Origin of the sequence: Nitrospirillum amazonense, from assembly GCF_007828035.1 — a bacterium.
Taxonomy (GTDB): domain Bacteria; phylum Pseudomonadota; class Alphaproteobacteria; order Azospirillales; family Azospirillaceae; genus Nitrospirillum; species Nitrospirillum amazonense.
Genome location: NZ_VITV01000009.1, coordinates 162474 through 189257, shown reverse-complemented (window position 1 = coordinate 189257; position 26784 = coordinate 162474). Strand labels below are relative to the sequence as shown.

Sequence of the window (26784 nt, the reverse complement as noted above, 5' to 3'; positions counted from 1 at the left end):
CGGCGGCATGAAGGGAACAGGGGCCGCCCGCGCTGGGGCGGCCTTCACGAAAGGTGGGAAGGTATGGCTTTCAAGGTGGGGCGCGCCGGCGTGATGGGCGCCATTCTGTTGGGGTCGGTCAGCACGGTGGCCCAGGCGGCGGACAATCCAGCGGGTGACGCGGCGGCGGAACCGGCCGGCGCCAGCGGCCAGCTGGGCAACAGTTCCGCCAGCGGCCCGGTGCCGGAGATCGTCATCACCGCCAAGCGTCTGCTGGACGCGCGCAACAGCATCCAGCCCGACCTGGGCGCCTCCACTTACAAGCTGGACGAAAGTGCGCTGGAGGCGCAGCCCGGCGGCGTGAACAATGGCCTGAACCAGGTGATCCTGCAGGCGCCGGGCGTGGCGCAGGACAGCTTCGGCCAGCTGCACATCCGGGGTGAGCACGCCAACGTCCAATATCGCATCAACGGCGTCATCCTGCCGGAAGGCATCAGCGGCTTCGGCCAGACGCTCAGCCCCCGTTTCGCCCACAGCGTCAGCCTGGTGACCGGTGCCCTGCCGGCGCAATACGGCCTGCGCACCGCCGGTATCATCGACATCCAGACCAAGTCCGGCGCCTTCGACAACGGTGGCGACATCAGCGTCTACGGCGGCAGCTACGACACGCTGCAGACCAGCTTCGACATTTCCGGTTCCTCCGGCAACCTGAACTACTTCGCCTCGGGCGACTTCAAGACCAGCGGCGTGGGCATCGAGAGCCCCGATGGCAGCGGCAAGCCCAACCACGACCGGACGGAAAACGGCCGCGGCTTCGTCTTCCTGCAGGATATCCTGGACCCCGACACCCAGGTCAGCCTGATGGCGGGGACGGAGCGCGGGCAGTTCCAAATCCCCACCCGCTCCGGCCAGTCGCCCAGCCTGGGCTATAATTTCAATGGCCAGACCGACTATCCCAGCGACAGGATCGACGAGGACCAGCGGGAAATCACCCACTACGCCGCCGCGACATACCTCAAGGCGCTGGACGCGGTGACCATCCAGTCGTCCGTCTACGGCCGCTATTCCAGCCTGTGGTTCAAGCCCGACCCGGTGCCCGACCTGCTGTACAACGGCATTTCGCAGGAAGCCTACCGCCGCTCCATCGCCGGCGGCTGGCAGACGGACGGCAGCTGGGTGGTCAACGACCAGCACACCTTGCGCGCCGGCCTGCTGCTGCAGGTCGAACGCTCCTCCGGCATCACCAATTCCCAGGTGTTTCCGGTGGACGACGCCGGCAACCAGATCGGCGGCAGCCCGACCACGGTGCGCGACACCTTCGGCAAGACCGGGTACAGCGAAAGCGTTTACCTGCAGGACGAATGGAAGTTCGCGCCGGATTGGACCCTGAACTTCGGCGGCCGCTTCGACAGCTTCCAGCAGTTCGACAGCGAAAGCCAGTTCAGCCCGCGCGTGAACCTGGTGTGGCAGGCGACGCCGGGCACGACGGTGCACGCCGGCTATTCCCGTTACTTCACCCCGCCGCCGTTCGAGCTGGTGTCCAACACGGCCGTCGCCAAGTACGCCGGCACCAGCGCCGCCGCCGCCAGCAGCATCAACGACGCGCCCAAGGCCGAACGCGCCAATTATTTCGACGTCGGCATCGAACAGAAGCTGACCGACGCCCTGACCGTGGGCCTGGACGGTTATTACAAGAAGTCCAAGAACATGCTGGATGAGGGCCAGTTCGGCGCGCCCATCATCCTGACGCCCTTCAACTATGACGAAGGCACGCAGAAGGGCATTGAGCTGTCGCTGACCTACGCGGTGGACAACTTCCAATCCTACGCCAACTTCGCGGTGTCGAAGGCGGAGGGCAAGAAGATCGTCTCCAGCCAGTTCAGTTTCAGCCAGGATGACCTGGACTACATCTCCAACCACTTCATCCCGGTGGACCACGACCAGCGCTTCACTGCCTCAGCCGGCGCCAGCTACCGCATCGACAGGACGCTGCTGACCACCGACCTGATCTACGGCTCGGGCCTGCGCTCCGACGGTGCCACGCCCAATGGCGCCGCCCTGCCGGGGTACGTCCAGGTCAACCTGGGCGTGGTCCAGACCCTGGACCTGCCGACCGTGGGCCTGATGGACGTGCGCTTCGACGTCATCAACCTGTTCGATGAGAAGTATGAGATCCGTGACGGAACGGGGGTCGGTGTGGGCGCCCCGCAATATGGCCCGCGCCGCGGCTTTTACTTCGGCGTGACCAAGACGTTCTGATCCGGGGTCCGCGACGCCTCTGGAACACCTTGGTTGGTCGGAGACGACAGCCTTACCCCTGACGGCGGGCCCGGGAAGCATGACCTTTCCGGGCCCGCTTCATTTTAAGCAATATCAAATAATATGATGTGGCGATGCCTGTGGCGGGCATCCCGCGAACCTTGTATCAAGGCGCCTGGCGGTTGAGCGCCCGTGGATGCCCGCGCAGGGTTGCCGGCGGGACGGGCCCGCGCGGGAATAGGGTTACGGGCATGAGCATCAGCGTCTTCGAACTGTTCAAGGTGGGCGTCGGCCCTTCCAGCTCCCACACCATGGGGCCCATGACGGCCGCCTGCCGCTTTGTCCGGCGCGTGGCCCAGGGTGGGCGCCTGGCCGCTGTGGCGCGGGTGGAAGTGCAGCTCTACGGTTCCTTGGCGCTGACCGGCCGGGGCCACGCCACCGACACCGCCGCCATCATCGGCCTGACTGGCCAGATGCCGGCGGATGCCGATCCCGACGCCTGCGCCGCCCTGGTCGCCCGCGTCCTGACCAGCCGGCGCCTGCCGCTGAATGGCATTGATGGCCACGAGATCAACTTCGACGCCGACCGCGACATCCGCTGGGAAGGCGGCAGCCAGCTGCCCTTCCACCCCAACGCCATCACCTTCGTGGCCTTCGACGCGGCGGGCGCGGAGCTGACACGCGGGACCTACTACTCCGTCGGCGGCGGCTTCGTGCTGGATGAGGATGAGGCGCGGGCCAACGCCCCCGCCAACCCGGGCCCGGCCGTGCCCTATGATTTCGCCAACGCCGACGAGTTGCTGGACATGGCGGCCAAGGCCGGCCTGACCATCGCCGAACTGATGCGCGAGAATGAGCGCGCCGGCCGCACGGACGCGGAAATCGACCAGGGCCTGGACCGCATCCTGGGCACCATGGACGCCTGCATCGACCGTGGCATGCGCGAGACCGGCATCCTGCCCGGCGGGCTGGACGTGCCGCGCCGCGCGGCCAAGATCCACGCCCAGCTGCTGCAGCGGCAGGAACGCATGCTGCGCGACCCGCTGTCGGTCATGGACTGGGTGAACCTGTGGGCCCTGGCGGTGAATGAGGAGAACGCGGCCGGCGGCAAGGTCGTCACTTCCCCCACCAATGGGGCGGCCGGCATCATCCCGGCGGTCCTGCGCTATTACGAGCGCTTCCACGACCCCGACCGCCGCCGCCTGCACATCTTCCTGCTGACGGCCGCCGCCATCGGCGGCCTGTACAAGCGCAACGCCAGCATCTCAGCGGCCGAGGTCGGCTGCCAGGGCGAGGTGGGGGTGGCCTGCTCCATGGCCGCCGCCGGCCTGACCGCCGCCATGGGCGGCACCAACGCCCAGATCGAGAACGCGGCCGAGATCGGGATGGAGCACAACCTGGGCCTGACCTGCGACCCCATCAAGGGCCTGGTGCAGATCCCCTGCATCGAGCGCAACGCCATGGGCGCCATCAAGGCCATCGACGCCGCCCGTCTGGCCCTGATGGGCGACGGCACGCACAAGGTCAGCCTGGACCGGGTGATCGAGACCATGCGGCGCACCGGCGCCGACATGAAGGACCTGTACAAGGAGACGTCCCTGGGTGGCCTGGCGGTGAACCTGCCGGAGTGTTAGCTTTTCCCCTACCTCAGGCGCCGGCGGGGCATCTCTCGGGAAGGCTTGGTTATTCCGCCGCCACATACCCCGGGGGATGGCTGCCGGCATAGCGCCGGGCCAGCACGGCGCAGACCATCAGCTGGATCTGGTGGAACAGCATCAGGGGCAGGACGATCATGCCCACGGCGTGGCCGGCGAACAGCACGTTGGCCATGGGAATGCCGCTGACCAGGCTTTTCTTCGAGCCGCAGAACACCACGGCGATCTCATCGGCCCGCGACAGGTGCAGGCGGCGGCTGATGACGGTGGTCAGCACCAGGATCAGGGCCAGCAGGCCGCCATCCACCAGCACCACCTTCAGCAGGCTGGCCACGTCCAGCTGGTGCCAGATGCCCTCGTTCACCGCGTGGCTGAAGGCGCCATAGACCACCAGCAGGATGCTGGCGCGGTCCACCGGGCCCAGCACCTTCTTGTTGCGCGCCACCCAATCCCCGATGCGGGACCGCAGCAGCTGGCCCAACACGAAGGGCAGCAGCAGCTGCACGAAGACGGAGGTGAGCGCGTCGGCCGAAAAGCCGGCGCCCGCCTTGGCCAGCAGCAGGCCTACCAGCAGGGGCGTGACCACCATGCCCAGCAGGTTGCTGGCCGAGGCGCTGCAGATGGCCGCCGCCACATTGCCGCCGGCGATGGAGGTGAAGGCGATGGACGACTGCACCGTGGACGGCAGGGTGCAGAGGAACAGCACGCCCAGGTACAGGTCGGGCGTCAGGATATCCAGGTTCACCAGCGGCTTCAGCGCCAGCCCCACCAGGGGGAACAGGGCGAAGGTGCACAGCGTCACCAGCAGGTGCAGCCGCCACTGCGTCAGTCCGCCGATCACCGCCTCGCGCGACAGGCGGGCGCCATAGAGGAAGAACAGCAGGAAGACGGCCACGTCCGTGGCCCCGTTGGCCACGCCGATCATGCCGCCCTTGGCCGGCAGGAACGAGGCCAGCACCACCGTGCCCACCAGCAGCAGGGTGAAGGTGTCGGGCTTCAGGCGCGCCAGCCACAGCAAGACCGTGGAAGGCTTCCGGGAAGAAGGCATGGACGGGCCAGGAGCGGTTGTGGTGGGGGCGGTTGCGGCGGGGACGGACATGGGCTGACAACCTTGTACGGGCGAGGGGGCGGGGGCAAGGGGCGGAACAAGATGACGCACCATCATAAAGTGCTGGACGGTCCATCTTGAAGACTGCTTACAATTGTTATTGTAATCATATTCGTGAATGGCCGTATCGTCGTCGGGGATGGGTATGTTGGATACCACGCTGTTGCGCACTTTCATGGAAGTGGCGCGCGCCCAAGGGTTTACCGAGGCCGGCCGCCGGCTGGGCCTGCGCCAGTCCACAGTCAGCCAGCAGATCGGCCGGCTGGAGGACGCGGTGGGCCGTCGCCTGTTCGTGCGTGACACCCACACCGTGCGCCTGACGGCGGATGGCGAGGCGCTGGTGGAATTCGCCCGCGGCATGCTGGAGCTGGAGGAACGGGCGCGGCAGCACTTCGCTGGCGCCGACCTGCGCGGCCGGGTGCGGCTGGGCGCGGGTGAGGACTTCGTCATCTCCCATCTGTCCGACGTGCTGGCCGCCTTCGTGCGCCGCCACCCGGCGGTGGACCTGGAGCTGACCGTGGGCCTCAGCGGCTTCCTCTACCAGAAGCTGGACGCGGGCGAGCTGGATTTGGTGCTGGCCAAGCGCCGGCCGGGTGACACCCTGGGCCGCCCGCTGTGGCGCGACCGCTTCGTCTGGGCGGGGCGGGAGGGGGAGGTGCTGGATCCCGCCAAGCCCGTGCCCCTGGTGCTATACACCCCGCCCAGCATCAGCCGCTCCGTGGCGTTGGAAAGCCTGGAGCGCCACGGCCGTCCCTGGCGCATCGCCTGCGTCAGCGGCAGTCTCAGCGGCCTGCGCGCCGCAGCGTTGGCCGGCCTGGGCGTCACCGTTCAGCCCCGCGCCATGCTGCCCAGCGGTATGGCGGAGGTGCCCCACCTGCCGCCCCTGGTGGATGTGGAATTCGTCCTGGCCGGCCCCGGCGCCACGGGGCGCGGCCCGGCGGCGGCCCTGGCGCAGGCCATCACCGACAGTGCGGTGAGGTTGCAGGGGGCGGCGTGATCAGTCGGGCCCCAGCCATCCCCGGTCCAGCCACCCCCGGTAATGCACGATCAGCCCGGCCAGCGGGTGGCTGAGGCGGACGTCGAAGTGGAAGCGGTCGCCGCCCGGCGCGGGCGCCACCGTCTCGGCGGCGTCGCTGCGCGGTGCCAGCCACAGGGGCAGGGGCAGGCCGAACAGGGTCCAGCGGCGCAAGACCAGGGTCACGCCGTCGGCGTCGGCCACCAGGGCCATGGCGAAGGCGGCGGGGTCGAAGCTCTCCACCACCAGATGCTCGTTGCGGCCCCGGCCCAGGCTTTGCCGGCTGGCAAAGCGGCGGCCGGCGAAGTCGCGCGCCCACAGCTCGCCGTCCCCTGCGGTGCGGCTCAGGGTGACGGTAACGGGCACGTCGGTGCCGCTGGGCGGAAAGCCCACCACCAGCGCGGCCAGGCCGGCCAGCGGGCTCCGCCCCCGGGTGACGGCGGCGCGGCCGCGCCAGGTGGCCGGTCCATCGGCCGGCAGGGTATGAAGGGCGCGCCAGGCGGCGGGTTGCCGATCCCAGGCCTCGCGCCCCATCACCTGGGCGAACAGGGCCGCCTCCGGTCCGGAGGTATCGCGCACGCCGGTGTGGATCTCGCGGGGGGCGAACAGGGGCTGATAGTCCGCCAATTCCAGGTCGGTGACGGCGGCGCGGGCGCCCGGGGGCGGGGGTGATCCCGCCAACCAACGGCGCACCAGGGCAGCGGCCGGCATGGCGGGAATGTAGGGACCGTCGTCCCCCTCCGCCACCATGTGCCAGGACCGGCTGGCGGGCTGGTCCTGGGCGTCGCGGCCCGTGACCTCGACGACCATGCCGCCGCGATGTTCCCCCCAGCGGAAGATACCGGCGCCCCAGTGGAACAGGGGCGCCAGAGGCAGCAGGCTGGGCAGTATCCTCAGCCGCACCAGCCAGGCCAGCGTGGTCATGACCCGGTGCACGCTTTCCGGCCGCGTGCCGGCCCCCACCCAGATGTCGCGCAAGCCCGGCCACAGGGGCGGCAGCACCCGCAGGTCCGGCACCTCCACCAGGGCGAAGCGGGTGTTGCGCAGGGGCAGCACGCCCGGCGGGGCGATGGTGCGGCGCCGCACCTCCGTCATGGCCTGGCCCTGGGTCCAGGCGCCGTCGCGCATCAGGGGCACGGGCCGCCCGGCATAGCTGGCGATGGCGCGCAGCACGTTGGCGCCCACCACGGCGTAGGGGGAGGGGGCGACCCCGGCCATGAGGCCCGTCACCGCCGTCCAGCCCTGGGTCAGATGGCGCGCCGCCGCCGCCGTCAGCACGGGGAAGCTGCTGACCCCCGACAGCACGGGAATGCCGCGCGCGCGGGCGGCCCCGTCAAAGGCCTGGATGCCCATGACGAAGTCGGCGCCGTCCGCCAGGTCCAAATAGGGCAGGCCCAGGTCCAGGCAGGCCTGCACTACGCGGTAGGGCGCGTCGCCGTAGACCTGGAAGGGGCCGGTGGCATCAATCACCAGGTCGGGCGCGGCGGCCGACAGTTGGGGCGTCAGGTCGCCGTCGCGGTCGAAGGCCAGGGCCGACAGCCGGGTGGCGCCGCGCGCCCGCCCCAGGGCCGCGCAAAAGGCGGCGGCCTTGCCCGCCGATCGGCCGGCGATGACCAGGGTCAGGCCCGGCTCATCCGCCAGCAGGGTGGCGATTCGGCCGCCGAAGGTGCCGTAGCCGCCGATGATCAGGACCCGCAGGGCCGGTTTGGACATTCGTGCACCTCCCTTCCGGTGGCCGCAGGCGGCGTCCGTCATCAAGGCACAGTCTGGCGCCGATGACAAACGGTGGCCGGGCGGCGGAGTGGTGTGCTGTGAAAGGGGTCACGCCGTCCTTCCTTTTTCCCAGGCTTTGCGCAATCGTGAGGGTGGCGACCCGGCGGCAGGGCGGGCGCCCGGTGGGAAATGGGGACCGGATGATGATGATGGATCGCCGCGCCGTGCTGGCGGGGGCAATGGCGAGCTTGGGCGGCGGGCTGGCCGCCGGCCCGGTACGGGCGCGCAGTCGCGCCCCCGACGCCTCTGCCGGAACCCTTGCCGGTAAGCTTGTCGCGGAGACCCCCATGCGTGCGCCTGTCATCAATTTCCTGGGCGGCTTCTCCAACCCCAACATCGAGGTGGATGCCGCGCTGGACCCGCAGTCGGCGGCGGCCCGGCTGCCGGACACGCCGCAGGCCAAGGTGGACGCCCGCGCCCTGGCCGATGTGCGCCAGTCCGGCCTGACGGCGGTGAACCTGACGCTGGGCTACGTCTCCGGCCCTATGGACCCGTTCGAGTTCACGGTGCGCGACATCGGCCGCTGGGACGGGCTTATCCGCCAGCATCCCGGCGCGCTGCGCAAGGTGTACACCGCTGCCGACATCGTCGCGGCGCAGGCCCAGGGCCAGTTGGGCGTCATCTACGGTTTTCAGAACGCGGTGCAGCTGGGCAATGACCTCGACCGGGTGGATCTGTTCGCCGATCTTGGCGTGCGCATCATCCAGCTGACCTACAACCCCGCCAACCCGCTGGGCGCCGGTTCCATGGCACCCAACACCGGCCTGACCGATTTCGGCCGCCAGGCGGTGGAGCGGTTGCAGGCCGCCCGGGTCATGGTCGATCTGTCGCACAGTGGCGAGAAGACCTGCCTGGACGCCCTGGCCGTGGCCAAGGGCCCCATCACCATCAGCCACACCGGCTGCCGCGCCGTGTGCGACCTGCCGCGCAACAAGACGGATGCGGAGCTGCGCGGCGTGGCCCAGGGCGGCGGCGTGGTCGGCATCTACTTCATGCCCTTCCTGACGCCGGACGGCCACGCCAAGGCCGAGGACGTGGTGCGCCATATCGAACACGCCCTGAACGTCTGCGGCGAGGACCACGTGGCCATCGGCACCGACGGCGACGTCACCGGCATCGACGACCTGGACCGATACCGCGCCGTGCTGCGCGAGGAGATCCGGCAGCGCCGCGCCGCTGGCATCAGCGCCACGGGCGAGTCCGAGGACACCTATCCCTTCGTGGCCGACATGCGCGGCCCCGGCCAGTTCACCCACCTGGCCGACCTGCTGGCCAAGCGCGGGCACAAGCGCGCCCGCATCGACAAGATCCTGGGTGCCAACGTCCTGCGTTTCGCGCGGGACATTTGGGGAGCGTGAGGGCACCAACTCATTGGCGCCCCCGTCATCCATTCCACGACATAATGATTTTCACGCGATGGGGCTTGTGTTCTGTATCGAGTGCTCTAATTTAACTGGAGCGAGCGATACAGAACCGCCCCGCATGGGCATTGGGCGGTTCTTTCCGGATTCGGGGAGGGACCGCCATGGCGCGGCCGCGTGAGTTTGATGAGGTGACGGCGCTGCAGGCCGCCGTCGACGGGTTCTGGTCCCAGGGCTATGGCGCGGCCAGCACCCGGGATCTGGCGGCGCGCATGGGGCTGACCACGGCCAGCTTTTACAACGCCTTCGGCGACAAGCGCGGCCTGTTCATGAAGGCGCTGGACCAGTATCTGAGCGGGACGCTGAGCCAGCGCATCGCCCGGCTGGACCAGTTGCCGCCACGCCAGGCGGTGGCCGGCTACCTGGCCGATGTCGTCGAACGCTCCCTGGGCGATCCGCAGCGGCGGGGCTGCATGCTGATCAACGCCGCGCTGGACGTCACGGCCCAAGACCCGGACATCCGCGAGGAGGTGGCCGGCGGCCTGGGTGAAATCCGCGCCTTTTTCCTGCGCCACCTGCGTGCGGGCCAGGCCGACGGCACCATATCGCCCGCCCAGCCGGCGGAAGACTTGTCCCAGCTGTTCCTGAGCGTGGTGGTGGCCATGCGCGTCATGGCGCGCCTGCACGCCGACCGTGACCAGCTGGAGGGTATGGCCCGCCCGGCCCTGGCCCTGCTGGACCCCTGAGAGTGGCCCCCCCGAGAACCCCAACATTCGCCCGTCCCGCGAGGTATCCGATGATCGAGCTCTACTACTGGCCCACCCCCAATGGCCACAAGATCACCCTGTTCCTGGAAGAGGCGGGGCTGGACTACACCATCCACCCGGTGGACATCAGCGCCGGTGACCAGTTCAAACCGGACTTCCTGGCGTTCTCCCCCAACAACCGCATGCCGGCCATCATCGATACCGCGTCGGCTGACGGCGGCGAGGCCATCACCGTGTTCGAAAGCGGCGCCATCCTGCTGTACCTGGCGGACAAGACCGGCCGCTTCATCCCCGCCGACGTGCGCGGCCGCAAGACCGTGACGGAATGGCTGTTCTGGCAGATGGGCGGCCTGGGGCCCATGGCCGGGCAGAACCACCACTTCGTGCAGTACGCGCCGGAACGCATCCCTTATGCCATGACCCGCTATGTCAATGAGACCAACCGCCTGTACGGCGTGCTGAACCGCCGCCTGGCGGGGCGGACCTTCGTGGCGGGCGACGACTATTCCATCGCCGACATGGCGATCTATCCCTGGATCGTCCCGTGGCAGCGCCAGCAGCAGAACCTGGACGACTTCCCCGACCTGAAGCGCTGGTTCGAGGCCGTGGCCGCCCGCCCCGCCACCATCCGCGCCTATGCCAAGGGCGAGCCCCTGCGCAACCGCCCCACGGTGACGGAGGAGGGGAAGAAGATCCTGTTCGGCCAGACGGCCAATAACTCACCCACCATCAAATAAGGCTCGGCCGTTCAAGGCCGGCCGCAGCAAAGGCAGTTCATCCCATGTCCACCTCCACCACCGGGGACGGCGCCGTCCCCCGGAACGCCCCCGGCTTGTCCGCCGCGTCCTGGATGGCCGCCATCGCCGGGCTCAGCGGCAGCTTGGTCGCCGTGGGCCTGGCGCGCTTCGCCTACACGCCCCTGATTCCGCCGCTGATCGCCGCCCGCTGGTTCGCGGCCGGCGACGTGGTGACCCTGGGGGCGGCCAACTTCGCAGGCTACCTGGCGGGGGCGCTGCTGGGCCGGCCCCTGGCGGCGGCCCTGACCAGCCGCTGGACCCTGCGCCTGATGATGCTGGCGGTCACCGTCGCCTTCTTCGCCTGCGCCTTTCCCCTGTCAGTCGGCTGGTTCTTCGTCTGGCGCTTCCTGTCCGGACTGGCCGGCGGCGCCATCATGGTGCTAGTGGCAACATCCATCCTGCCGCACATCCCGCCGGCCAGGCGCGGGCTGGTCAGCGGCATCATCTTCGTCGGCCTGGGCCTGGGTATCGCCGCGTCGGGCACCGTGGTGCCGGCCCTGCTGCGCCTTGGGCTGGTGCAGGCCTGGATGGGACTGGGCGGCCTGGCGCTGCTGCTGACGGCCGTCAGCTGGTTCGGCTGGCCGGCGAGTGACCTGCCCGCCCCCGTCGCGACAGCGGCTGAGGCGGCGGGTGGGCGCACCGGCGGCATCCTGCGCGTGCTCTACGCCGAATACGCCCTGAACGCCCTGGGCCTGGTGCCGGTCATGGTGCTGCTGGTCGACTATGTCGCGCGCGGTCTGGGCCGGGGCGCGGATGTCGGTGCGCTCTACTGGGTGTTGTACGGCGTGGCGGCCATCGCCGGTCCCCTGGCCAGCGGTCCGCTGGCTGACCGTATCGGGGCTGGAGCGGCTTACCGCCTGTCGCTGGCCGCGCAAGCGGCGGCCGTGGCCCTGCTGGCCGTGAGCGGCCACCCCATCGCCCTCGCCATGGCCACCATCGTCCTGGGCCTTTTCACAACCGGCATCGTGCCCCTGGTCCTGGGTCGAATCCGCGAACTGCTGCCCCACAGCCATAAGCTGCAGCAGGCGGCGTGGAGCCGCGCCACGACCGCCTTCGCCCTGTTCCAGGCGCTGGCCGGCTACGGCTATTCCTACCTGTTCAACCACAGCGGCCAGGATTACGCCCTGATCTTCCTCTGTGGCGCGGTCGCCCTGGTGGTGGCCCTTGTCGCGGATACCGCAGCGGCGCTGGGTGGGCGAAAATGACTCAAGCCCGGGGCAGGGTCACCTCAAACACCGCCCCGCCGCCTTCCGACGCGTCGCCCAGGCGGATGTCGCCCCCGTGCGAGCGCAGGAGGGATTGCACGATGTGCAGGCCCATGCCGGTGCCGCCGCTGTCCCGCCGTGTGGTGAAGAAGGCGTCGAACACCCGGTCGCGGTTGGCGGGGGAGATGCCGTGGCCGTTGTCGGCCACGGTGACCACCACCGCCCAGTCGCGGAAGGCGACGGTGATGTCCAGCGCGGTGGCGCCGTGGCGGCCGGCGTTGTCCGCCAGGTGGCCGAACAGGATCATCACGTTCTCCGCCGACATGGCGACGGCGGCGTCCTCCCCGCCGGCGGTCAGCGCCAGGCCTGGGAACTGGGCCGCCAGCTCGGGCCAGACGGCGGCCAGGCTGGTGCGTCCGCCGCGTACCGGATTGTCCGCCTGGGCCAGGTCGCGCAGCCGCTGCACCAGGGCCGTCAGGCGGCGGGTGTCGGCCAGGATGTTGCCCAGGAAGCGCCGGCGCTGGCTGACGTCCATGGCCGCCTCGCCGTCCATGTCGTCGTGCAGCAGCTCCGCCGCCCCCTGGATGCCGGTCAGGGGCGACTTCAGCTCGTGGCTGACATGGGCGGCGAAGGTGGTGATGTAGCGCGACCGGTCGGACAGGCGCTGCGCCATGTCGTGGAAGCTTTGCGACAGCAGGGCGATTTCCCGGGTACCGTAGTGCGGCGCGTCGGGCCGGCCCTTCATCCAGGCCGCGGGTGCCCAGTTCCCGCGTCTGGCGCACCAGCTGGTGGATGGGCCGGGTGATGGTGCGGGAAAAGACGAAGGCGATGATCAGGATGACGGCCAGGATGCAGCCGCCGGCCAGGGCCACCTTCCGCCGTTCCCCATACAGGTGGCGGAAGATGTTGTTGGGCGTGCGCGAGGCGTAGATGACGCCTGCCACACGGTCCCCGTTTTGGGTATGGGCGATGACGGGCAGGGCTACGAACACCCGCACGCCCGTCCCCCGGCTCATGGAATAGAGCGGCGGCGGCTCATGCTGCGACCGGCGGACGCGCAAGGTCGCGTGGTATTGCCCGGCCAGGGCGCCCGCCACCTCCGGCACGTCGGCCAGGGACAGGCCCACCTCCTCCGCCCCCGCCAGGATGGTGCCGTTGAAGTCCAGCACCCGCACGCCGGCCAGCATCTGGTCCTGCGCCCGCTGGGTGATGGCGTAGATTTTGGACCCGATGGCCTGCAGGGCAGGGTCCACGGCGGCGGTGGCCGGCACGGCCGCCGGCCGGGCGCCCAGCACGTCATCACTGGTCAGGTCCAGCGCCGGCTCGATGGGATGGAACCGCTCCTCTGGTGCCAGGGATGTGAGGGGGGTGGGCGACAGGGCCGGCGGCGGGTCCAGCCGCTCCACCGCGTCGGCGTAGGCGGCGGCCAGCACGCTGGCCTGGGCGATCAGCTCCGCCTCCGTCTGGCGCACCAGCTGGTTCTCATACAGGCGAAAAAAGAACAGCCCGGCCAGGGGCAGTGCGGCGACCGCCAGCAGCACCGCCACCACGATCATGCCCAGCGACGGGCGCCATTTGGCGCGGACGCGCAGGGGCGTCACGGCGCCGTGCCCGTGGTGCAGGCGCCCAGGCGGAAGCCCACCCCGTGCACCGTTTCCACCGCGTCCTCGCACCCCGCCGCCTGGAACTTGGCGCGGATGTTGCGCACATGGCTGTCGATGGTGCGGTCGGAGACGTGGATGTTGTCGGGATATGCTGCGTCCATCAGCTGGTTGCGGCTGAACACCACCGCCGGCCGGCTGGCCAGGGTCTTCACCATCATGAATTCGCGCGCCGTCAGGCCCAGCTCACGCCCCGCCACGGTGGCGCGGTGGCCGGCGCTGTCCAGCACCAGGGCGCCCCTGACTATGGGAGCGGGCGTCAGGGGAGGGGCGTCCTCTTGCGGCGGTGCCACCGCCGGGGCGGGGCCCCGGGCCCGGCGCAGGATGACGTTGACGCGCGCCACCAGCTCACGCGGGCTGAAGGGCTTGGTGACGTAATCGTCGCCGCCCATCTCCAGCCCCAGCACGCGGTCAATCTCCTCATCCCGGGCGGACAGGAACAGGATGGGCACGTCGGAGGCGCGGCGCAGGCGGCGGCAGACCTCCAGCCCGTCCATCTCTGGCATGCCCACGTCCAGCACCACCAGGCTGGGTGGGTTTCGGGTGGCCAGGTCCAGGGCGTCCACGCCGTTGCCGGCCCACTCCGCCGCCATGCCGGCCTTCTCCAGGGCGAAGCACAGGACGTCGCGGATATGGGGATCGTCATCGACGACAAGGATGCGGTGCATGATGCCCATCATGGTTGGCTCGTCTGATCGATACCATCTGGATGGGCGGCCAGATAGTCCCGCAAGCCTTGGTCGCGCGCGGTCCAGCTGCGCCAGTCGGCGTGGGTGGTCAGGAAGGCCGGCGGGGCGATGCCCAGCGGCGCGTCATGAAACAAATGGCTCGCCAGCGTCGCCAAGCCGGCGACAGGCAAGCCGGGGGCGTCGCCGCCGGGCGCAGCACCGGCGGTCGTGACGGGGGTGATATCGGTCATGGGGCCGGGGTCTTCCTGGTCTTGAAGGGCAGGATGACGGCCGTCGGCCCCCAGGATCCCGGGCGCGGGTTCGCCGCCAGCCACCAGCCGTCGCGCAGGACGCACGGCGGCAGGGGAGCGGGGGCGGGAGTCAGGGGTGGGGTTCCGGCGGGTGTCATGCCGCCGTTATGCGACGCGACCGTGCAGCCCTGCGGGCGCCGGTCAGCAGATATCCAGCGTCTTTTGTGCAGATTCTGTGCAGGCGGCCGCCTGGCGCCGTGTCACTTCGCCTTGATGGTGATGGTCAGGGTATCCGTGTAGTTGCCGGCGATGGTCTTGGCGTTGCCGGCGATGGTGACGGCCACGGCGGCCGTCTTGGCGAAGGTGGCCTTGGACCGGGTGACGGAGACGCTGCCGCTGCCGTTGCCGGTGGTGCCGTCGTAGAGGGTGGTGAAGGTAACCGTGTTCTTGCCCGACTGCAGCTTGCCATTGTTGGCGGAGTTGACCGTGATGGTGTAGCCCTTGGCATCGTTGCAGTTTTCAACCACGCTGCCCACCTGGCGCTTGGTCTCGCCGCCCACCACATCCAGGGCGACACCCAGGTCGGTGACGTCCACGGTGCAGGCGGTGACGACGGTGGCCTTCAGGCCGATGGTGTTCTTGGCGGTGGCGGCGCGGGCCGGCGCGGTGGCGGCGGTCCATGCCAGGCAGCCCAGGATCAGGGCTGTCAGCAGGCGGGTCATGAATGGTCCTCGGTTCCAGTGGGCTTGAAGCCCGTTTTGGCAATGGTTAACGCAAGGACCGGGCCAGGTGCGGCGGATGGCCGCGCGCGGTAAGGTAAATAAGGAATTAATTAGGGATGATGGTTCGGTTTATCCCTCTGAAAAGGCGAAGATAATGCGTTATGCAACAGAAATGTCCGGCGTTTTTGCCGTCAGTTTTGCAAAAGGTATTGCATATCGCAGTAGTTTCGCCGGGGGCAAGGCATGAACTGGCGCCTGTGGCAGGACCGGGCCGGCCGCTACTCCTGGCTGATGACCCTGGTGCTGGCGGGCTTGTGCCTGCCCATGGCCCTCATCGGCTATGACGCCATCATGGGGCAATTGGGTCCCCGGCCCTACAACGCCTTCATCCATGAGGTGGGCGTGTGGACCTTCCGCTTCCTGCTGCTGTCGCTGCTGGTGACCCCGCTGGCACGCATCGCCCGCTGGCCGGCGGTGATGACCGTGCGGCGGCGCATCGGCGTGGCCGCCTGCCTCTACGCCGTGGTCCACCTGGGCGGCTACGCCGCCGACCAGTCGCTGGACCTCCTGCACATCGCGTCCGAGATCGCGCGCCGCGTCTACCTCACCATCGGCTTCGTGGCGCTGCTGGGCCTGGTGGCGCTGGGCATCACCTCCACCGATGGCATGATCAAGCGGCTGGGCGGCCCGCGCTGGCGCCGGCTGCACGCCCTGGTCTATCCCATCGCCATCCTGGGCCTGGTCCATTATTTCCTGCAGGAAAAGGCCGACGTGACGGTGCCCACCCTGATGGCCGGCTGGCTGGCCTGGCTGCTGGCCTACCGCCTGCTGAACCGCGTGCTGCCCGATGGGCGGGCCCGCTCGGTCCCCGTGCTGCTGGGGCTCAGCGTCCTGGCGGCCCTTGGCACGGCGGGGGTGGAGGCGTTGGGCTTCTGGGCTGTGCGCCACCTGCCGCCGGATCTGGTGCTGGAGGCCAACCTCAGCTTCGACTGGGATGCGGGCATCCGCCCCGCCTGGTATGTCCTGGCCGGCGGCCTGGGCCTGACCCTGGCATCCGTGGTAGGCGACCTGAAGCAGCGCGCGCGCCGGCTGGCGCGGGCGTAAGGACTCAACCTTTCAGTCCGCGCCCCTCGGCCAGGGTGACGAGGTTCACCAGGTTGGCGTCGCGCCAGTGCTTGGTCCGGCGCAGTTCATTCTGCGCCTTGACCAGCAGGGTGGTGATCAGGGCCATCTCGGCGCCGGTCATGGGGGTGGCGTCGCGCAGGCGGTCGGTGGCCGTCTGCACCAGCCCCTGGTCCAGCAGGGTCATGCTTTCGCGCAAATCAGCACCCACAGCCTGCGACAGCTCCGCCGCGCGCACCGCCTGGCCCAGCCGCTCCCGGCTGTCGCCCGCCTCGGTGCGGGAGAAGGCGGCGCGGTAGGCGTCCGTCAGATCCTCCACCAGCCGCTCGCGGAAGTCGCTGTAGCGGGTGCCCCAGTGCAGGCTGCGCGTCAGGGTGTTGCGCCAGCGCATGGTGTAGCCCAGCGCCCAAGCCAGCGCGGCATGGTCCAGCGCCATCCGGCCTTTGGCATGAGCCGTGACCGACACGCGCATGGACAGGTAGGGGTACAGCGCGCCCTCCACCTTTTTGATCATGGTGTCCAGGGTGCCGTGGGCCAGGCTGGCCTCGCGGCCGTCGCGCAGCAGGTCGAACTCGTCGAACAGGGTCAGCAGGTCGTCCAGGTAGACCAGCTCCCGCTCCAGCAGCTCGCGCCGTTCCGAGGCGACGACCAGCGGGCGGCGGGCCACCTCGCCGGCGCCGGCCAGGGCGCCCAGCTCGTCGGCCAGGACCTGGCAGGTGCGGGCCAGGTGGCGCACCAGGGCCGACAGCAGCACCGGCTGCCAGTCGGTGGGACCCTGCACCAGATAGCCGCTCATCTGCCGGTAGGCGCGGTGGCGGTTCAGCAGCACCAGGGGCATCAGCAGGGTCAGCTGGTTGGCCTGGGCCGCCGGTACGCCTGGCGCTTGGAAGGACAGCACGGCCGCCGCCCCGTCGGCTCCGCCGTTGTCATCATTGCCGTTCAGGCCCATGACCAGGCGGGAATAGGGGCCGCCGTTCTCCAGCAGCATGTACAGCAGCGACAGGTCGGCCAGCATCAGGGGGCGGGGCACCACCCCAAGGTTCTTGCGCGTCGCCTCCGTCCGGCGCCAGGCGTTCATCGCCTCCAGCAAATCCTTGGTGGCGGCCTTGTCCTGCAGGGTCTGTGACAGCCGCGCGGCGGCGGCCACGCGCAGTTCCTCACGCAGGGCCAGGGCCTTGGGCGTGCGCAGCACGACGAACAGCGGCTGTTCCTGGGCCAGGGCCGACAGGGTCTCATCCACCGAGCGGCTCAGCGGCGCCAGCGGCTTGGCGGCCAGGGCGGACCACAGGCCGCCCACGTCCAGCGGGTGGATGCTGCCGGGACAGTGGAACTCTTCGCGAAGCAGCCAGGGGTCGCTGGTCAGGAAAGGTTCAAACAGCTGGGTGAACTGGCGCCGGGCGTGGGCCTGGCGCTGGGCGTTCAGCTTGTGGATCAGGGCGCGGCGCACCATCGCCCGGCTTTGGTCCGGGCTGGAATCGACCTCTTCGAACAGTTTGCGCGCGGCCTCGGGCGATAGCCGGTCCACCAAGTCGGTCAGCGTGCGGGCACGATCGTCTTCCGCCGGGGTCATGCCCTGCCCCGAAGGCCGCCGCGGCAAGCCGTGCTCAACCCCATGCTTCCAACCCCATAGCCCATGCGCCAACGGCATCCATTATGGCCTGCGGATATTTCCGGCAGGTAAACGAACATCCCCCAAGGTAATACGCTCCGGTCCCTCGGCCGACAATTATCTTAAAGGTTTGACCCTTCCAAAAGGTTTGAGGCGCGACCCGCGCCTGCGGCATTGCGCGACGCGGCACCGTCCGGGCAGATTTGACCGCGGATAGGACGGGAGCAAGGCATGGCCGGCGCGGATACGGATTTCGACGCGATCGTTGTGGGGGCGGGGGCTGTGGGTTTGGCCTGCGGCCGCGCCCTGGCCCTGCGTGGCCTGACCGTCGCGGTGCTGGAGGCGGAGGAGGCCATCGGCCAAGGCGTGTCCTCCCGTAATTCCGAGGTGGCGCACGGCGGCCTCTACTATCCCACCGGGTCCCTGCGGGCGCGGTTCTGCGTGGCCGGGCGGCGGATGCTGTACCCCTTCCTGGATGCCCACGGCGTCACCTACGACAAGTGCGGCAAGCTGGTGGTGGCGACGGAAGAGGCGGAGGTGCCCCGGCTGGAGGGCATCCTGAACCAGGCCCGGATCAACGACGTGGAAGGCATGCGCTGGTTGAGCGCGGCCGAGGTGCACGCGCTGGAGCCGGACCTGCGCGCCGTGGCCGCCCTGATCTCGCCCGAAAGCGGCATCTTCGACAGCCATGGCTACATGGTGGCGCTGCGGGGGGAGATCGAGGGCCGGGATGGCGCCGTGGTCACCGGCACGCCGGTGCTGGCTGCCACCTCCCTGGAGGGCGGCGGCTATGCCGTGCGCACCGGTGGGCGCGATCCCACCACCGTCACCACCCGTCTGCTGGTGACCGCGCCGGGCCTGTCGGCCCAGGATGTGGCGGCCCGTATCGAGGGCTTCCCCGCCGCCCTGATCCCCCGGGCGCACTACGGCAAGGGCAGCTACTTCGCCCTCAATGGCCGGGCGCCGTTCAAGCGCCTGGTCTATCCGCCCCCCATTCCCGGTGCCCTGGGCGTGCACTATCGCCGCGACCTGGGCGGGCAGGCGCGCTTCGGCCCCGACCTGGAATATGTCGAGGCGCCCGACTATCGCGTGGATCCCAGCCGCGCCGACGGCTTCTACCGCTACATCCGCCGGTTCTGGCCGGGCCTGCCCGATGGCGCCCTGGTGCCGGACTACGCCGGCGTGCGGCCCAAGATCCATGGGCCTGGCGAGGCGCAGCCCGACTTCCGCCTGGATGGGCAGTCGGCCCACGGCCTGCCGGGCCTGGTGGCCCTGTTCGGCATCGAGAGCCCGGGGCTGACCTCCTCCCTCGCCATCGGCGAGGCGGTGGCCGGCCTGCTGGACGCGTGAGCAAGGGAAGACCGGACCGTCAGCGCGCCCCGGGCGCGGTTGCCTCCTGGGCGCGGTTGCCCATGAGCGCTAGGCCGCCCAGCGCCAGCGCGGCGGCGATGCCGCTGGCGATGGCCAGGCCCAGGAACGCGCCGAAGATGTCGCCGAAGCGATGGGACAGGGTGGTGACGACGAAGGCGCTCAGAAACTGTCCAACGAAGAAGGATGCTTGCCACAGGCCGGTGGCCCGGCCGCGGATCTCGAACGCCAGGCCGCGCAGGGCCCAGGTCAGCAGGGTGGGCAGGATAAGGCCGCAGCCGAACTGGGCCAGCGCCACGGAGGCCAGCAGCCATCCATGGCCGGTCGCCAGCGCCATGCCGCTGAAGCCCGCCCCGCAGAGGGCGAAGGCCATCAGCAACAGCATGGCCACCGGCTGGCCGGACAGGCGCTGGAAGGCGATAGTGCCCACCGGCACCGCCAGGCTGGCCGCCGCCGTCATGCCACCGATGGCGGCGGGGTCGGTGACGCCCCTGCCGGTGAGCGCCAGGGACAGGTCTACCTGCACGGTATAGAACAGGACGGCGGCGAAGGCGGTGATGGCGCAGATGCCCCCCAGGCGCGCCCAGGGAAGGGCCACGGTCCGGTGCGCCTCGGGATGCTGCAGGACGTCCTCGGTCTCCTCCGGCTCCCAGGTGAAGAAGCGGATGCCGGCGAGCAGCAGCAGGCTGCTGGCATAAACGGCGAAGGGGGCCCGCCAGCTGATGGCGCCCAGCGCGCCGCCGATGACGAACAGCGCCACGGCGGAGATGGAGGCGACGGCGGTCTGCAGCGCCAGCCATTTCTCCCGCTGCTGCCCCTTGAAGTAGTCGCCGATCAAGGTGGTGGTCAGGGTCATGACGGCGGCCTCCGTCACCCCCACCACCACCCGGCTGGCCAGGATGGCGCGGAAGTCATCAAGGACCAGCGGGGCGACGCCGCAGACGGCGTACAGCAGCATGGACAGCATCAGCAGCCGGCGGCGGCCAAAGCGGTCGGCCAGCCAACCGGCGGGCGCGGAGAACAGGGCCACGCACAGCGCCGGTGTCGTCAGGATCATGGGCACCCAGTAATCGGCCTGGGGCATGTCCTTGAAATGCGCCAGCATTTGCGGCAGCACCGGCGCCAGCACGACGACGCCCATCACCGACATCGTGCTGGGCAGCAGCAGCGCCAGCCCCTGCGCCAGGCCGGCCGTCCGACTTTTGGAAGCCACGTCAAATACCCTCCCTGGGGACGGGCGCGGGCGCCGGTCCGTTATCCTCCTGCCATGATCGGGGCGGGCTTTTCCCGCCGGCCTCCGAACCATGGCGCCCCTAAACTAGAAGGCGCGGACAGGGCGGTAAAATCAGGGTTTCCGATATCATGCATCGGCGGCACCGGCAGGTCGCTATCGGCGTACCAGGACGACGCCCAGGATCAGCAGTGCCGCGCCCAGCAGCCGGGCGATTCCGGCGGGGTGCGGGGTCACGCCCAGGGCGCCGACATGGTCGATGACCAGGCCGCACAGCATCTGCCCCACCACGATCAAGGCCAGGACGGTGGCGGCGCCCAAGCGCGGGATCATCAGGATGGCGGTGGCGATGAAGGCAGCGCCGAACAGGCCGCCGGCCCAGGCCGGCCCGGGTGTGGCGCCCAATGCCGCCGCCGTCGGCCGGGGCCCGGGCATCGTCAGCGCCAGCAGCAGCATGGCCGCCATCCCCACCAGATAGCTGGTGAAGCCCGCCCACCAGGGTGATCCCAGCGCCACGCGCAGATTGGCGTTCAGGACCTGCTGCACGGCCAGGCTGACGCCGGCGGCGACCACCAGCAGGCAGGAGAGCACGGTGGCGAGGGATGGGACGAGGGACGGCATGGGGCGCGGCTTTCCAAAAGGGGTGACGATGGCACCACCGATAACGATGGGCCGCGCCGCGCTATAGAACGGGTGTGACCTCAGCCGGCGCGATAGCGTCCCGGCGTGACGCCGAAGGTGTCGCGGAAACAGCGGCCCAGGTGGCTCTGGTCGGCGAAGCCCGTGTCCGCCGCCACGGCGGCGATGGCTTCGCCCTGGCGCAGCAGGGCACGGGCGGCGTTCAGCCGGTCCAGCAGGCGGAACCGCTGCGGCGCCAGGCCGTGCAGCCGCTTGAAGCGCCGGGAATAGCCCTCGCGGCTCAGGCCCGCCAGCGCCGCCGCGCGGGTCACGGTTTCCCACCCAGCGTCGATGTCGGCCGGCGGCCGCGGGGTGCCCGGCGGCAGGTAGAGGTTGGTGCACACCACCCCCGCCGGACTGGGCAGGGAAAGGTGGGGCACGCCGGCGGGGATGCGCACGGCCTGGCCCGCCGCCACCTCGACCGGAATGCCGGCGATGACGAAGCGGCGCACGCCGAGGTGGACCATGGTCACCTGGTCTTCCTCATGGAAATGGACGGGCAGGGCCACGTCATGCCCGCGCACCGTTCCCATTTCAACGGCCGCGCCGTCCCCGGGACGCCAGTAGCGCCAGGGCTCGTCAGAAATTTCGGGGACGGGGGACGGATGCACGGCGGCGGCCTGGTGGGTGACGGGCCGCCATGGTACCGCCAACGGCAGGGATTGGGATTGCCGTTTTGATGGCGCGGGTGGCTTGGCGGCTGGCATCCCCACCGCCGGGTGAATCACCCTTTATCTTGTTGCGTCATCTTTATTCCACCCAATACCTGGACAGAATCCATTGAATCTTCTACCCCTAGGGACAGTATTCCATTCCCTAGGGGCGAGAGGAGCGGCACGGTGGGTTTCAAGGGGGCGATTGGGGTGGCGCGGCGTGTTCTGGGCCGGCTGGGGGCTGTGGTCGCGGCGCTGGGGGCGGTGGCCGTCGGCTTGGGCGCCGCCCATCCGGCGCAGGCGGGCTACGCCTCCCTGGTGGTCGATGGCGGCACGGGTGAGGTGCTGAACGCCGTGAACCCGGATGAGCAGAACCATCCGGCGTCGCTGACCAAGATGATGACGCTCTACCTCACTTTCGAGGCCATCCACCAGGGGCGCCTGCATTGGGAGGATGAGCTGCCGGTGTCACGCAACGCCGCCAACAAGGAACCGACCAAGCTTGGGCTGGAGGTCGGGCAGACGGTCAGCGTCAAGGACTGCGTTCTGGGCATGATCGTCATTTCCGCCAACGACGGCGCCACCGTGGTGGGCGAGGCCCTGGCCGGCGGCAGCGAACAGGTGTTCGCCCGCATGATGACGGACAAGGCCCACCAGCTGGGCATGACCAACACCGTGTTCCGCAATGCCTCGGGCCTGCCCGATCGCGAGCAGGTGACGACGGCGCGCGACATGTCGCGCCTGGCCATGGCGCTGCATCGCGATTTCCCGCAGGACTATCACTACTTCGCCACGCGCGAGTTTGATTTCGAGGGGCGCCACCTGACCGGCCACAACCGCCTCATGTACCGCTACCCCGGCATGGACGGCATGAAGACCGGTTTCACCAACGCCTCCGGTTCCAACCTGGTGTCCTCGGCCGTGCATGACGGGCGCCGCCTGTTCGGCGTGGTGTTCGGCGGCAGCAGCGCCAAGACCCGCGACAAGCTGATGGAAACCCTGCTGGACAACGCCTTCGCCAACCGCGACACCGACCCCAAGCTGGTGGCGCTGGCCGCCGGCCGCCCCCTGGCCCGGGTGGCCCGCGCCCGGGGCACGGGCCGCGTCGCCCACGCCGGTCGGGCCCGCACCGTGCACGTGGCCGTGGCACCGGTGCAGCGGCGCGGCCACGCCGCCGCCGCGCACCAGCGCGTGGCCTCGGGTCACGCCGGCAGGCATGTCTCGGCCCATGCGGCGTCCAAGGACCGTGCCCACGCCAAGGCGGTCAAGGTGGCGGGCAAGGCCGCCAAGGGCAAGGTGGCCGGCAAGACGCACGGACACCACCACAAGGTCGCCGCCGATTGATCTCTTAACTAGATCGATATCAACAGAACAATCTGTTGGATGGTTTTGTGTGAAATGGCGATGTTTGGGGGGCGCGGTCCAATGGGGTCGCGCCCCTTTCGTATCAAGGCACCGCCATCATGGTCCACTCTGCCCATACCGTCGCCGTATCCGCCGTCCGCTGGCCCACGCTGTCCTCCGTCACCCGCCTGGTCCCGGGCCTGGTCTACTGCCTCATCCCGGCCGCGGCCGGCCTCGCCTTGCACCGCGTGCCGGCCCTGGGACTGTTCAGTCCCATGATCCTGGCCGTGGTGGTCGGCATCGCGCTGCGCAGCGCGGTGGGCCTGCCCAGGGTGACGCAGGCGGGGGTGACCTTCGTGCTGAAGCGCCTTTTGCGCATCGCCGTGGCGCTCCTGGGCCTGCAGCTGACGGCGGCCCAGGTGGCGGCGGTGGGGCCCACGGGTGTCGCCATCATCGCCCTCAGCCTGGTGGCAACCTTCGTCTTCACCAAGACGGTGGGCCGCTGGCTGGGCGTGCCGGCGCCGCTGGCGGAACTGATCGCCGCCGGCACCTCGATCTGCGGCGCCTCGGCCGTGGTCGCGGCCAACACCGTCACCCAGGCGGATGATGAGGACGCGGCCTACGCCGTCGCCTGCGTCACCGTCTTCGGCAGCATCGCCATGCTGAGCTACCCGGCCCTGGGTGCCGCCCTGCACCTGGCGCCCCGCGCCGTGGGCCTGTGGGCCGGCGCCTCCATCCATGAGATCGCCCAGGTCGTGGCCGCCGCCTTCCAGTCGGGCCAGCAGGCCGGGGAGTTCGGCACGGTGGCCAAGCTGACCCGCGTGGCCATGCTGGCCCCCCTGGTCCTGTCGCTGGGCGCCCTGCGCCGCCGGCGGGAAGGTACGGGCGGCAAGCCCATGCCCATGCCGTGGTTCATCCTGGGCTTCGTGGCTCTTGTCGCCCTGAACAGCCTGCACGCCGTTCCCGCCATGGTGAAGGACTGGGCCCCCGGCGTCACCACCAGCCTGCTGACCTTGGCCCTGGCCGCCATGGGCTTGCACACACACGTCGGCCGCATGGCTGCCAAGGGCTTCGCCCCCCTGGCCCTGGGCGCCCTGGCCAGCCTGTTCATCGCAGGATTGAGCCTGGTGCTGATTGTCACGGTGTGGGCGTGACGCCTCATTCGTGACGAAGGGCCCTTATCGGCTTGGATTGGGCCACCCGCACCGATTGGCCCGCCACCGTCAGCCCAGCGATCGCCAGGGCCAGGGCGGTGGGGGCCAGCAGGCTGAGGGGCCCCACATTGACGTGGGTGGCAAAGCTGTCCAGCCACTGGCGCAGGCCCCAGTAGGTCGGGATCCACACCAGGACGCCGGCCAGCAGCACGGGCTTAGCGAACTGCCACAACAGCAGGCGGACGATGTCGGCGACGGAAGCGCCGTAAACCTTGCGCACCCCGATCTCCTTGGTGCGCCGCTCGGCGGTGAAGGCGGACAGGCCATAAATGCCGGCGCAGGCCATCAGCACGTTGACGGCGCTGAACAGGATGAAGATTTGCGCCTCAATGCGGATGATCAGGGTCAGCATGGCCACGTGGTCATCGAAGAAGAAGCGCTGCACGGGCACACCCGGGTTGACCGCCCGCCAGGCGGCGTCCACGGCGGCCAGGGTGGCGGCGCCGCTGTCCTTCAGCTTCACATAGATCAAGCCGTCATTGGCGGCGTCGTTTTCCTGCCCCCGTACCCGGAACAGTAGGGGCGGGATTTTCCCTTCCAGGTCGCCAAAGGAAAAATCGGGGACCACGCCCACCACCTCCAGCCGGTTTTCATAGCCGTACAGGGATAGAGCCAGGGTCTGGCCGACGATCTCTTCCGCTCGGCCCCAGCCCAGCGTGTGGGCCGCCGTTTCGTTCACGATCACGGTGTTGCCGGGCTGGGATGTTCCTGCCTCCTGGGCACGGGCGGGATCGAACAGCCGGCCGGCCAGGGGTTCGATATGGAACAGGGACAGGAAGGTGGCGTCGGCATGCACGCTGCCCAAGGCCACCGTGCTGCCGTCCGACAGGGTGGCCTTGTAGGACGCGCCGCCCTGGGGCGACAGGGATTCCCTGTCGGCGCAGGCCAAGCCCCGCACCCCGTCGGCCGCCGCCATGCGGTCGCGCAGGGCGGCCGGGCAGGTGCCCTGCAACACCACGATATTGGATGGGTCGTAGGGCAGGCGGGCATGGGTCAGCATGACCTCCTGCCGATGCACCACCAGCGTGACGCTCAGCAGGGCGATGAGCAGCATGAACTGCCCCACCACCAGGCCCTGGCGGATGCGGCTCGACCGATCGCCACCCCCGCCGGTCCCCCTCAGGATGGCGCCCGGCCGGTATGACGACAGGACGAAGGCCGGATACGCCCCGGCCAGCACGCCCACGGCCAGCACCAGGCCCAGGATGATGGCAATGACGTCGGGCGCCGCCAGTTCCAACGCCATCTCGGTATGCAGGACGCGGTTGGCCGGCCCCAGGGCCAGTTCGGTGAACGACAGGGCCACCACCATGGCCACCGCCACCAGCAGCGTCGTTTCCAGCAGGAATTGGGTGATCAGGTGGCGGCGGCGGGCGCCGCTCAGCTTGGCGATGCCAATCTCCATGGCCCGCTGGCCCGCCCGCGCCGTGGCCAGCGCCACGAAGTTGATGCAGGGGACGATCAAGGTCATGGCGGTGATGACCAGCATCATGGCCATCAGGGCCCGTGACCGCGGGCTCAATTCCGGATCCAGTGGGATGTCGTTCAACGCCACGCCGCGCAGCCTCATCTGCCCCGCATCGTCGGCCTGCCGGTGCCGGGCCAGCAGTTCGTTCAGGGCCCGGTCGGTCGCCGCGGCGCTGGCGCCGGCCTGCAGGCGGAAATAGGTGAAGACCGGGTTGAAGCCGGCCGGGTTCATGCGGGTGTCGCCTGCGGTGGCGCTCAGGCTGGCTTTGGCGTTCTGACCCGAGGCGAAGGCGCCGCCTTCGTGCAGCGCCCCGCGCGGCGGCGGGTCCTCGACCACGGCCATGACGCGGAAGGATTGTCCGCCCATGTCCACCGTCTGGTCCAGCGGCGCGTCCCGGCTGAACAGCTTGCGTGCCAGGGATCGCGTCAGCACCATGCCATCGGTGGTGGCCAGCGCCGTGGCGGGATCCCCGGCCACCACGGGCAGCGGCAGAACCTGGAACAGGGTGGGGTCGGCCCAGATGACGACCTCACGAAAGGCGATGTCACCCCGCCGGATGATTTGCGGGTTGCCGATGAAACGGGTGACCGCCTCCACATCCGGCATGCCGGCCGTCATCAGCCCGGCCAGGGGGGCGGGCGTCATCCACATCTGTGCGGGGGCCTGCCCGGGCGTGGTCACCGTGCCCGTCACCATGTATGTCCGGCCATGGAGGGGGATGTCGCGGCTGTAGGTCATCACGTCGCGGGTCAGCAGCGCCATCATCAGCGCCGCCGTCAGGCCGATGGCCATGCCGACGAAGGTGATCAGCACGTCGGCCCGGGTGCGCCGGATGCCACGCAGGGCCAGGCGCAGGGTGGTGGTCAGCATCGGCGG

23 protein-coding genes are annotated in these 26784 nt (G+C 69.6%); 12 read left to right on the top strand and 11 right to left on the bottom strand.

The window, feature by feature from the left end:
• The first annotated feature begins 63 nt into the window (after positions 1–63).
• Together FBZ87_RS22620 and FBZ87_RS22615 are read left to right on the top strand one after the other, a co-directional pair.
• Positions 64–2238: a TonB-dependent receptor gene (locus FBZ87_RS22620; protein ID WP_246134537.1), complete on the top strand. Its 2175-nt coding sequence runs from the start codon at positions 64–66 to the stop codon at positions 2236–2238.
• Between the two features lie 251 nt (positions 2239–2489).
• Positions 2490–3872 carry an L-serine ammonia-lyase gene (locus FBZ87_RS22615; RefSeq protein WP_145612851.1) on the top strand — a complete coding sequence of 461 codons (1383 nt, stop codon included), beginning with the start codon at positions 2490–2492 and terminating at the stop codon, positions 3870–3872.
• Between the two features lie 49 nt (positions 3873–3921).
• On the opposite strand, the gene FBZ87_RS22610 is transcribed toward FBZ87_RS22615, so the two are convergent.
• The gene (locus FBZ87_RS22610; RefSeq protein WP_145612850.1) at positions 3922–4941 is read right to left on the bottom strand and encodes a bile acid:sodium symporter family protein; all 1020 of its coding nucleotides are present in this window, start codon (positions 4939–4941) and stop codon (positions 3922–3924) included.
• 205 nt (positions 4942–5146) lie between these two features.
• On the opposite strand from FBZ87_RS22610, the gene FBZ87_RS22605 reads away from it, so the two are divergent.
• Positions 5147–5998: a LysR substrate-binding domain-containing protein gene (locus FBZ87_RS22605; RefSeq protein WP_186454920.1), complete on the top strand. Its 852-nt coding sequence runs from the start codon at positions 5147–5149 to the stop codon at positions 5996–5998.
• Here FBZ87_RS22605 and FBZ87_RS22600 read toward each other — a convergent pair whose 3' ends face one another.
• Entirely contained in the window at positions 5999–7729 is a 1731-nt protein-coding gene (locus tag FBZ87_RS22600) for a saccharopine dehydrogenase family protein (protein WP_186454919.1), read from the bottom strand.
• A gap of 347 nt (positions 7730–8076) precedes the next feature.
• Between FBZ87_RS22600 and FBZ87_RS22595 the strand changes: the two genes are divergently transcribed.
• From FBZ87_RS22595 to FBZ87_RS22575, 4 genes are all read left to right on the top strand, one after another.
• Positions 8077–9147, top strand: a complete 1071-nt coding sequence (locus FBZ87_RS22595) for a dipeptidase (protein ID WP_211107095.1) — start codon at positions 8077–8079, stop codon at positions 9145–9147.
• Between the two features lie 167 nt (positions 9148–9314).
• Positions 9315–9896 carry a TetR/AcrR family transcriptional regulator gene (locus FBZ87_RS22590; protein ID WP_145612847.1) on the top strand — a complete coding sequence of 194 codons (582 nt, stop codon included), beginning with the start codon at positions 9315–9317 and terminating at the stop codon, positions 9894–9896.
• 50 nt (positions 9897–9946) lie between these two features.
• Positions 9947–10654 (top strand): glutathione binding-like protein, encoded by a 708-nt coding sequence (locus FBZ87_RS22585; protein WP_145612846.1) that lies wholly within the window; start codon positions 9947–9949, stop codon positions 10652–10654.
• Positions 10655–10698: 44 nt separating this feature from the next.
• Entirely contained in the window at positions 10699–11919 is a 1221-nt protein-coding gene (locus FBZ87_RS22575) for a YbfB/YjiJ family MFS transporter (protein WP_186454918.1), read from the top strand.
• A gap of 1 nt (position 11920) precedes the next feature.
• Here the strand turns inward: FBZ87_RS22575 and FBZ87_RS29500 are convergent, their stop codons facing one another.
• From FBZ87_RS29500 to FBZ87_RS22555, 4 genes are all read right to left on the bottom strand, one after another.
• A complete protein-coding gene (locus FBZ87_RS29500; RefSeq protein ID WP_211107093.1) occupies positions 11921–12664 on the bottom strand; it encodes a sensor histidine kinase in 744 nt (247 codons plus the stop codon).
• Between the two features lie 852 nt (positions 12665–13516).
• The gene (locus FBZ87_RS22565) at positions 13517–14248 is read right to left on the bottom strand and encodes a response regulator transcription factor (protein WP_211107091.1); all 732 of its coding nucleotides are present in this window, start codon (positions 14246–14248) and stop codon (positions 13517–13519) included.
• Between the two features lie 8 nt (positions 14249–14256).
• Complete coding sequence (locus FBZ87_RS22560) at positions 14257–14499, bottom strand: hypothetical protein (RefSeq protein ID WP_145612845.1); 243 nt, start codon at positions 14497–14499, stop codon at positions 14257–14259.
• 260 nt (positions 14500–14759) lie between these two features.
• Positions 14760–15221, bottom strand: a complete 462-nt coding sequence (locus tag FBZ87_RS22555; RefSeq protein ID WP_145612844.1) for a hypothetical protein — start codon at positions 15219–15221, stop codon at positions 14760–14762.
• Between the two features lie 76 nt (positions 15222–15297).
• On the opposite strand from FBZ87_RS22555, the gene FBZ87_RS29330 reads away from it, so the two are divergent.
• A complete protein-coding gene (locus FBZ87_RS29330; RefSeq protein WP_186454917.1) occupies positions 15298–15468 on the top strand; it encodes a hypothetical protein in 171 nt (56 codons plus the stop codon).
• Positions 15465–16325, top strand: a complete 861-nt coding sequence (locus tag FBZ87_RS22550) for a protein-methionine-sulfoxide reductase heme-binding subunit MsrQ (RefSeq protein WP_145612843.1) — start codon at positions 15465–15467, stop codon at positions 16323–16325. The genes FBZ87_RS29330 and FBZ87_RS22550 overlap by 4 nt, the downstream gene beginning before the upstream one ends.
• A 4-nt stretch (positions 16326–16329) precedes the next feature.
• Here the strand turns inward: FBZ87_RS22550 and FBZ87_RS22545 are convergent, their stop codons facing one another.
• The gene (locus tag FBZ87_RS22545) at positions 16330–17913 is read right to left on the bottom strand and encodes a hypothetical protein (RefSeq protein WP_145612842.1); all 1584 of its coding nucleotides are present in this window, start codon (positions 17911–17913) and stop codon (positions 16330–16332) included.
• A 270-nt stretch (positions 17914–18183) separates the two neighbouring features.
• Between FBZ87_RS22545 and FBZ87_RS22540 the strand changes: the two genes are divergently transcribed.
• Positions 18184–19302, top strand: coding sequence for an NAD(P)/FAD-dependent oxidoreductase (locus FBZ87_RS22540; protein WP_145612841.1), 1119 nt, complete (start codon positions 18184–18186; stop codon positions 19300–19302).
• Between the two features lie 19 nt (positions 19303–19321).
• Here FBZ87_RS22540 and FBZ87_RS22535 read toward each other — a convergent pair whose 3' ends face one another.
• The 3 genes from FBZ87_RS22535 to FBZ87_RS22525 all read right to left on the bottom strand — a co-directional run bounded on the left by FBZ87_RS22535 (position 19322) and on the right by FBZ87_RS22525 (position 21762).
• The gene (locus FBZ87_RS22535) at positions 19322–20533 is read right to left on the bottom strand and encodes an MFS transporter (protein ID WP_186454916.1); all 1212 of its coding nucleotides are present in this window, start codon (positions 20531–20533) and stop codon (positions 19322–19324) included.
• A gap of 174 nt (positions 20534–20707) precedes the next feature.
• On the bottom strand, positions 20708–21172 hold the full coding sequence (locus FBZ87_RS22530; protein ID WP_145612839.1) for a DMT family transporter: 465 nt from the start codon (positions 21170–21172) through the stop codon (positions 20708–20710).
• Positions 21173–21252: 80 nt separating this feature from the next.
• Entirely contained in the window at positions 21253–21762 is a 510-nt protein-coding gene (locus tag FBZ87_RS22525; RefSeq protein WP_246134536.1) for an AraC family transcriptional regulator, read from the bottom strand.
• 330 nt (positions 21763–22092) lie between these two features.
• Between FBZ87_RS22525 and FBZ87_RS22520 the strand changes: the two genes are divergently transcribed.
• Together FBZ87_RS22520 and FBZ87_RS22515 are read left to right on the top strand one after the other, a co-directional pair.
• Complete coding sequence (locus FBZ87_RS22520; RefSeq protein WP_211107089.1) at positions 22093–23226, top strand: D-alanyl-D-alanine carboxypeptidase family protein; 1134 nt, start codon at positions 22093–22095, stop codon at positions 23224–23226.
• Between the two features lie 119 nt (positions 23227–23345).
• A complete protein-coding gene (locus FBZ87_RS22515) occupies positions 23346–24380 on the top strand; it encodes a YeiH family protein (RefSeq protein WP_145612837.1) in 1035 nt (344 codons plus the stop codon).
• A 4-nt stretch (positions 24381–24384) separates the two neighbouring features.
• On the opposite strand, the gene FBZ87_RS22510 is transcribed toward FBZ87_RS22515, so the two are convergent.
• A complete protein-coding gene (locus tag FBZ87_RS22510; RefSeq protein ID WP_145612836.1) occupies positions 24385–26778 on the bottom strand; it encodes an ABC transporter permease in 2394 nt (797 codons plus the stop codon).
• Positions 26779–26784 lie beyond the last annotated feature (6 nt).